Source organism: Candidatus Neomicrothrix sp., from assembly GCF_035329545.1.
GTDB classification, from domain to species: Bacteria; Actinomycetota; Acidimicrobiia; order Acidimicrobiales; family Microtrichaceae; genus Microthrix; species Microthrix subdominans.
Window position 1 is genome coordinate 63,240 of the sequence record NZ_DAOLGP010000018.1, and the last position, 7,808, is coordinate 71,047.

5 protein-coding genes are annotated in these 7,808 nt (G+C 68.1%); 2 read left to right on the top strand and 3 right to left on the bottom strand.

Translation table 11 applies throughout. From position 1 onward, the window contains the following. Window positions 1-20: 20 nt before the first annotated feature. The 3 genes from PKD89_RS11450 to metH all read right to left on the bottom strand — a co-directional run bounded on the left by PKD89_RS11450 (window position 21) and on the right by metH (window position 5,318). A complete protein-coding gene (locus PKD89_RS11450; RefSeq protein ID WP_289012043.1) occupies window positions 21-428 on the bottom strand; it encodes a hypothetical protein in 408 nt (135 codons plus the stop codon). Between the two features lie 132 nt (window positions 429-560). Then, a complete protein-coding gene (locus tag PKD89_RS11455; RefSeq protein WP_289012044.1) occupies window positions 561-1,694 on the bottom strand; it encodes a M15 family metallopeptidase in 1,134 nt (377 codons plus the stop codon). A 63-nt stretch (window positions 1,695-1,757) separates the two neighbouring features. Further along, on the bottom strand, window positions 1,758-5,318 hold the full coding sequence (gene metH / locus PKD89_RS11460) for a methionine synthase (protein WP_289012046.1): 3,561 nt from the start codon (window positions 5,316-5,318) through the stop codon (window positions 1,758-1,760). A 145-nt stretch (window positions 5,319-5,463) separates the two neighbouring features. On the opposite strand from metH, the gene PKD89_RS11465 reads away from it, so the two are divergent. Further along, the gene (locus tag PKD89_RS11465) at window positions 5,464-6,111 is read left to right on the top strand and encodes a cob(I)yrinic acid a,c-diamide adenosyltransferase (protein WP_289012047.1); all 648 of its coding nucleotides are present in this window, start codon (window positions 5,464-5,466) and stop codon (window positions 6,109-6,111) included. Continuing rightward, window positions 6,104-7,576 (top strand): leucyl aminopeptidase, encoded by a 1,473-nt coding sequence (locus PKD89_RS11470; protein ID WP_289012049.1) that lies wholly within the window; start codon window positions 6,104-6,106, stop codon window positions 7,574-7,576. The genes PKD89_RS11465 and PKD89_RS11470 overlap by 8 nt, the downstream gene beginning before the upstream one ends. Window positions 7,577-7,808: the final 232 nt, after the last annotated feature.

Sequence of the window (7,808 nt, forward strand, 5' to 3'; positions counted from 1 at the left end):
GCTGGGCGACTGCCGGCAGCTCAGCAGTTGGGTAGATCCCAGGTGTCGGGCGGCCAGGCATCGACGACGATCGCGGACACCCACCCCTCGCGATTCTTGCTGTCTCGAGCCCGCGCCCACACCGTGGATCGTCGGCTGGGTGGCTGTTGGTTGTTCTCGGCTGCCGGACCCGTGTCCCGACATACCAGTGTCACTTTTTGGTCGACCGGCACAGTGAACAGCTTGGTGCCTCCGGGCGTCTCGCGGAACGAAGCTGGGCCGCAGCGGGTGCTTCCCCCGGCGGTCCGGTAATGGCAGGTGTCGATGGCCACCCGCATCTCGCTGGACTCCTCGGCTTGGGCTGCCGGTGCGTCGTCTCGGGTGATCGCCAACGCAGTAAGCGCCATGCCCAAGATCACCAGGGTCAAACCGGCGCTGCCGAGCGCCACCCAGCGCCAGCGCCTTGGCCTCGGCGAACCGACCGGCGCAGCGGCTCCGTTTACCGTGCTCAGGTCCGCACCCGCGAGGGGTGGCTGTCGGCGACGCCTGCCGTTCATGCCTGCCTACGGAGCGTGGCCTGCTCAGCCGGGTGGTTCGACACTTGAAGAAACGTACTCGAAGTGCGCAGGATCGGGTAAGGGCCAGTCAGCGCCCGAAATGAACCCCGCCTGAGCCATGGCGTCGACAAGCTCCGGCGCGAACGCCACGTCGCGGCCGCGGTCGTCCGAGACGATATTGAGGTCGAGGGCAATGCCCCAGCTGTGGCGGGATAGGTAGGGCAGGCCCTCGATGGAGCGCGGGTAGTAGCAGCCAGCGAAGCCCTTCGGATTGACCGTGTCGCCGAGTCCTTGGGACTCCAGATCTCCCAGGGTCTGCTGTAGGAGTTTGATGATCGAACGGTGGCAGGTGACCGAGCCAAGCAGCGGGACGGGCTCGGTGACGACGTTGGCCGTGACCCACCCGGGATCTGGCGACAGCTTGCCGTTAGGCGCAGGCCGGACGCTGAACTCGCCGAAGCGATCCTTGACGATTGCCTGGGGCAGCACCTGGTCACCGTGTCGCTTCCAAGGAATGCCATCCGTCGAGACGACGCGCAGCGGCTCGTCGGTCGCCGCCGTCGACCTGACCAACTCCACGGCCTCTGTGGGCGCACGCTCGACGTGGGCGAGAAGAAAGCGGCGGGTGCCGACGCCCAGGTTGCGGGCCGTTTCGGGTGAGACGACCACCTCGGCTGCGGCGATGGCATCGTCGTCGAGCACCGCCCGGATGGTGAGCGAGTCCCCCGAGGCCAGCGTCAACAAACCGCCGACGCCGATGCCCCGAAGTCGGGCGGAGGTGGCGCCAAGCACGGCGTCGCCGGGCCCGAGCGCTGAGAGCGTCTGGGCAGTGGATGCGTTCGTGAAGGCCTCGAACGTGGCCGGGTCATACGCGAGCGTGTCGAGCGGGATCGTTCGTCCATCGGCGGTCCGATCAACCGGAGCGCCCTCGGCGTCGGTAGATGACGACAGGTCAAGAATCCCGCCGAGTACCTCGGTGGTCCGGGCCACGCCCCCGGCAGCGGAGACCGCTTCGGTGAGATCGTCGGGGACACCACCGGGTACCCAGACCAACACGGTCGTCAGATCGGTCGGCCCCTGATTGAGCGAACCACCGCAAGCTGCGATCAGGACTCCGGCCAACATAATGATGATGGTTGGAATGCGCCGGTAGCTCACGGGAGAAGGCGAGGACGCCAATCGGGGCGTCGGACGCCGTCGGGAGGCACGCCTGGCCGACCGTTATCGGGCGACGAAGTACTTGGACTGGGGGTGGTGGCAGATGATCGCCGACGTGGTCTGCTCGGGGTGGTACTGCCAGCCGGTGTCTTCGTTGCACTCGATGCCGATCGCCTCGGCGCCGAGCAGCTCACCGAGGATGGCGTTGGCCTCCAGGTCGGGGCAGGCGGGGTAGCCGAAGCTGTAGCGGCCGCCGCGGTACTTCTGGCGGAACAGGCCGGTGAGGGCGGTCCTGTCGGGGGTCTGGCCGGCCCAGTGGGGATCCTCGTCAGCGAATCCCCACTCCTCGCGGATGCGGCGGTGCCAACGCTCGGCCAGCGACTCGGCCATCTCGACGCCAAGACCATGAAGGAACAGGTACTCGGTGTACTTGTCGGCGGCGAACAGCTCGGCGGTGCGCTCGGACACCTTGGAGCCCATCGTGGCGATCTGGGCGGCCACGTAGTCGGGCTCGCCGGATTCGACCGAGCGGAAGAAGTCGGCGATGCACAGGTACGGCGACTTGGTCTGGCGGGGCAGTGGGAAGCGGGCACGCTCGACGTTGCGGTTCTCGTCGGTCCAGATCACCAGGTCGTCGCCGTCGCCGTTGGCAGGGAAGAATCCGTAGGCGACCGTGGGGATGAGCAGGTCCTGTTCGCGGGCGTCGGCCAACTCGGCGCGGAAGCGCGTGCGCACCCGCTCCTTGAACGCAGCGTCGTCCTCGTCGCCCTCGGGGCGGAACTGCCACTGGTTGCGATACAGGGCGGTCTCGTTGACCCAGCCGGCGATGTCGTCGATCGGGATGCCCTTGATCACCCGTGTGCCGAGGAACGGCGGAACGAACACGTGGTTGTCAGTCGCCACCTCGGGGGAGCGGGCGGGCAGGTCGGTGGGCGCATCGGGGCCTTCGCCGGCCCTTGCGGCCAGGCGGGCCGACAATCCGGGGATCTCACGGCCTGACGGCTCGATGCCCCACCCCTTGTCCTCGTCGGTCTCGCCCTCGGCCTTGATCTTCATGAGGCGGTCCATCGTGTGCAGGCCCTCGAAGGCGTCCTTACCGTAGAACAGCCTGCCGGGATGGTTCTCGCGCAGGTCACGCTCCACGTAGGCCCGGGTGAGGGCAGCGCCGCCGAGCATCACCGGGATGCGCTCCAGGTTGCGGCTGGCCAGCTCGAGCAGGTTGTCGCGCATGATCAGCGTGGACTTCACGAGCAGGCCGGACATGCCGATCGCATCCGCCTTGGTTTCCAGCGCCTTCTCGATCATCTCGGTGATCGGCACCTTGATGCCCATGTTGTGCACGGTGTAGCCGTTGTTGGTCAGGATGATGTCGACCAGATTCTTGCCGATGTCGTGCACATCGCCCTTGACGGTGCCCAGCACGATCGACCCCTTGCCGGTGTCGTTCTCGTCCTTCTCCATGTGCGGCTCGAGGTGGGCGACCGAGGCCTTCATCGTCTCGGCCGACTGCAGCACGAACGGCAGCTGCATCTCGCCGGCACCGAAGCGCTCGCCCACGATCTTCATGCCGGCCAGCAGGATGTCGTTGATGATGGCCAGCGGCGCAATGCCCTGGGCCATCGCCTTGTCGAGGTCCTCGGTGAGGCCCTCCTTGTCGCCGTCGATGATGCGATGGCTGAGGATGTCCTCCAGCGTCCAGTCGGTGCGGTCCTCCACGACGGCCTCGGCGGCGCTGACGTCGCTGAAGATCTCGAGCAGCTTCACCAGCGGGTCGTAGTCCTTGTCGCCGTCCGACAGCGTGCCTTCGGCGCCCCGACGGTCGTAGATGAGGTCGAGCGCCACCTCCTTCTGCTCCTCGGGGATTTTGGCCAGCGGCATGATGCGGGCTGCGTGAACGATCGCCGAGTCCAGTCCGGCCTTGACGCACTCGCTGAGAAACACCGAGTTGAGCACGTGACGGGCGGCGGGGTTGAGGCCGAAGCTGGCGTTGGAAACGCCGAGGGCCGTGTGCACGCCCGGCAGCTCGGCCTTGATGCGGGTGATCGCATCCATCGTGGCCATCGCGTCGCCGCGCAGGTCGTCGTCGCCGGTCGACAGCGGGAACGTGAGCGCATCGAAGATCAGGTCGGACGACTCCAGCCCGTAGCGGTTGATCGCCAGGTCGTGGATGCGGTGAGCGATCTGCACTTTCCATTCGACGTCGCGGGCCTGGCCCTTCTCGTCGATCAGCAGGCAGATGACCGCCGCGCCGTACTGACCGGCCAGCTTCATCACCCGGTCGAGGCGGCTGCCCTCGGCCTCGCCGTCCTCCAGGTTGGCCGAGTTGAGGATGGCCCGACCGCCCATCCAGCGCAGGCCGGCCTCCATCACCTCGGGCTCGGTCGAGTCCAACACCAGCGGTGCGGTCGACTGGGTGGCGAAGCGGCTGGCGATCTCCTCCATGTCGGCGACGCCGTCGCGGCCGACGTAGTCGACGCACACGTCGAGGACGTGGGCACCCTCCTTCACCTGGTCCTTGGCCATCTTGACGCAGGTGTCGTAGTCGCCCTCGAGCAGCGCCTCGCGGAACCGCTTGGATCCGTTGGCGTTGGTGCGCTCGCCGATGATCATGAAGCTGGCGTCCTGCTCGAAGGGCACCAGGCTGTAGATCGAGGTGGCGCCGTGCTCGAACTCGCCCTCTTTCCAGTCGACTTTACGGCCGCCGACCGCCTCGGCAAGACCGCGGATGTACTCGGGCGTGGTGCCGCAGCAGCCGCCGACGACGCTGACGCCCAGCTCCTCGACGAAGCGGGTCTGGTGCTCGACGAACTGCTCGGCGGTGAGGTCGTAGTGCATCTTGCCGTCGACGACCGAGGGCAGCCCGGCGTTGGGCATGACGACGATGGGCACCCGGCTGGTCTGGGCCAGGTGGCGCACGTGCTCGGCCATCTCCACCGGGCCGGTAGCGCAGTTGATGCCGATGACGTCGGGACCCATCGCATCGAGCGCAACCAGCGCCGCAGAGATCTCGGTGCCGGGCAGCATGCGACCCGTGAGCTCGATGGTCACCTGCACCTGGATCGGGACGTCGCGTCCAACCTCGGCCATGGCGTCCCGGCAGGCGGTCATCGCCGCCTTGGCCCCCAGCAGGTCGAACTGGGTCTCGATGACGTACAGGTCGATGCCGCCCTCGATGAGGCCCAGGGCGGACTGGTAGTAGCTGGCCCGCAGGTCCTCGTAGGAGATGTTGCCCAGGGTGGCGAACTGGGTGCCCGGGCCCATCGAACCGCCCACCCAACGAGGACGCTCGTCGGTCGAGAACTCATCGGCTGCGGCACGGGCCAGCTGCGCCGCCTTCAGCGACAGCTCGTGGGCCCGGTCGGCGATGTCGTACTCGCGCAACGGCACGCCGAAGGCACCGAAGCTGTTGGTCTCGATGGCGTCCGCCCCGGCTTCCAGGTACTCCCGGTGCATCTGGGTGATCAACTCGGGACGGGTGTCGCAGAGGATCTCGTTGCAGCCCTCCAGCGCATCGCCCCCGAAGTCGTCGGGCCCCAGATCGTGCCCCTGCAACCAGGTCCCCGAGGCGCCGTCGAACACGACGACCCGCTCGCGGATGGCCGAAAGGTAAGAGCTGTCAGTCATAAGAAGCGCAAGGTTACTGCCTCGGGGCAAATCCTTCGAAGGGCGCTGACGGGGCAGGTCCCGAAAGCCGAGCGGTTGTCAGCGCCGGTGGCGGGGCGCAGACCGGGTGGGCCGGTGACGAGCTGACCTCGGTAGTCTCGGTGCCGTGAAGGTATACACGCGTAGAGGCGATGATGGGACGACGGGGCTCTTCTTTGGCGGACGGGTGCGGAAAGACAGCCCAGCGCCGACCGCCTACGGCGACGTGGACGAGGCGCAGGCCCAGATCGGCGTCGCCCGAGCCCAAGCGGCGGAGACTCAACAGGTGCCCGGTGGTCACGGGCTGCTCGACGAGATCCTCGTCTCGGTCGGTCGCGACCTGTGGGTGTTGATGGCCGAGCTGGCGACTGCCCCCGAGAACCACCACAAGCTGGAGGACGGCGGCACCCGGGTGACCGCCGCCATGGTCGAGCGGCTGGAGCAGCTGATCGACCACACGTCCGCCCTGTTCGAACCGCCGAGCGAGTTCGTCGTCCCCGGCGAGTCGGTCGTGGCCGCCCAACTGGATGTCGCCCGGACCGTCATCCGGCGCGCCGAGCGATCGGCCCTCGGGATCGAGGGTGTGGGTGCCCAGGCGATCGCCTATCTCAACCGGTTGTCCGACCTGCTCTGGACGCTGGCCCGCTGGGTGGAGGGCGATTCGCTGACCACCCGTTCGGTGCCGAGCGACGTTCCCGACCCGACCGAAACCCGGGATTTGGGCGACGACCCCGATCCGACCGACGAGAACCCGGGAGCCTCCACCGATGGCTGATGTGCCCCAGATCAAGGTCAGCGCCAAGCCGCCGATCCGCACCGATGCGCTGGTGATGCTGGTCGACAACGGACGCACCGAGACCGACGGGATCGACTGGGGCTACCTCGAACGGGTGGGCTTCGAGGCCAAGGTGGGGTCGCACGTCATGGTGCCCGGCGACGGCGACCTGGTGCGGATCCTGGTCGGCATGGGCGACCGGGCCGAGGTCACGCCCGACACCTTCCGGCGAGCTGGCGCGGTGGCGGCCAAGGCCGGCGCCAAGTTCAAGCGCATCAACGTCGACTTTCCCGACGCCTCCTCCGAGCTGCTCGACCCCCGGGCGATGGGCCAGGCGCTCGCCGAGGGGCTCGTGTCGGGCGCCTACAGCTACGACGAGTACAAGACGTCCGAGGTGAAGCTGCGCGACATCGTCATCGTGTCGAAGCTGGGTCGGGAGCTGTCGTCGGGCGTGCAGCGGGGCCGCGTGGTGGGGGAGGCCGTCGCCTTCGCCCGCGACCTGGTCAACGAGCCGGGCGGGTCGGCGACCCCGGCCGCGCTGGCCAAGACGGTGGCCGAACGGGCGATGGCCGCCGGGCTCGGCGTGAAGCTGATGGACGAGAAGGCGATCGCCAAGGCCGGCATGGGCGGGCTGATCGCGGTCAACAAGGGATCGACCCAGCCGCCGAGGTTCATCCAGCTGACATATCAGCCCAGCGGCACCTCGAAGAGCGCCGATGGGGCGGGGGCGCACCTGGCGCTGGTCGGCAAGGGCATCACGTTCGACTCCGGCGGCCTGTCGCTCAAGACCGGTGACGGCATGATGACGATGAAGATGGACAAAGGCGGCGGGGCCTCGGTGCTCGCCGCCATGTGCGCCCTTCCCGCGCTGAAGGTCCGCCAGCGGGTGACGGCCTTCGTGCCGCTGACCGACAACATGCCCGGCCCGGACGCTCAGCGCCCTGGCGACGTGTTTCGAGCACACAACGGTAAGACGGTCGAGGTGCTCAACACCGACGCAGAGGGCCGCCTGGTGCTGGCCGACGCCCTGTCGGTGGCCGCCGACGCCAAGCCGGACGCCATCATCGACCTGGCCACGCTGACCGGCGCGGTCATGGTGGCGCTGGGCAAGCGAATCGCCGGGCTGATGGGCAACAACGACGACTTCACCGGCCAGGTCTCCGATGCCGCCAAGTGGGCCGGTGAGTCGGTGTGGACCCTGCCGCTGCCCGACGAGTACCGCTCCGCACTGGACAGCCCGGTCGCCGACCTGAAGAACATCGGCGGGGATCGCTACGGCGGTGCTCTCACCGCAGGGTTGTTCCTGTCCGAGTTCGTGCCCGAGGGTCTTCCCTGGGCCCACCTCGACATCGCCGGCACGGCGTGGTCGGACGAGGACACCGCAGAGACGTGCAAGGGTGCCACCGGCTTCGGCGTCCGCACCCTGCTGCGCCTGGTCGAGCGCTTCGCCGCCCCGGAGGTCTGAGCCGGGCGTCCAGCCCGCCCGCCGCCCTCCGAAGTGGGGAGCCCGGAGCGCGCTCTGGCGGTCGTTCGGGCTCCCGAGTTGCGAGAAGTGGGTAGGTGGTCGGCAACTGGGGAGTGCACACCTCGGTCTGGCGGTCGTTTGGGCTCCCGAGTTGCCAGTAGTGGGTAGGTGGCCGGCAACTGGGGAGTGCACACTGCGGTCTGGCGGTCGTTTGGGCTCCCGAGTTGCCAGT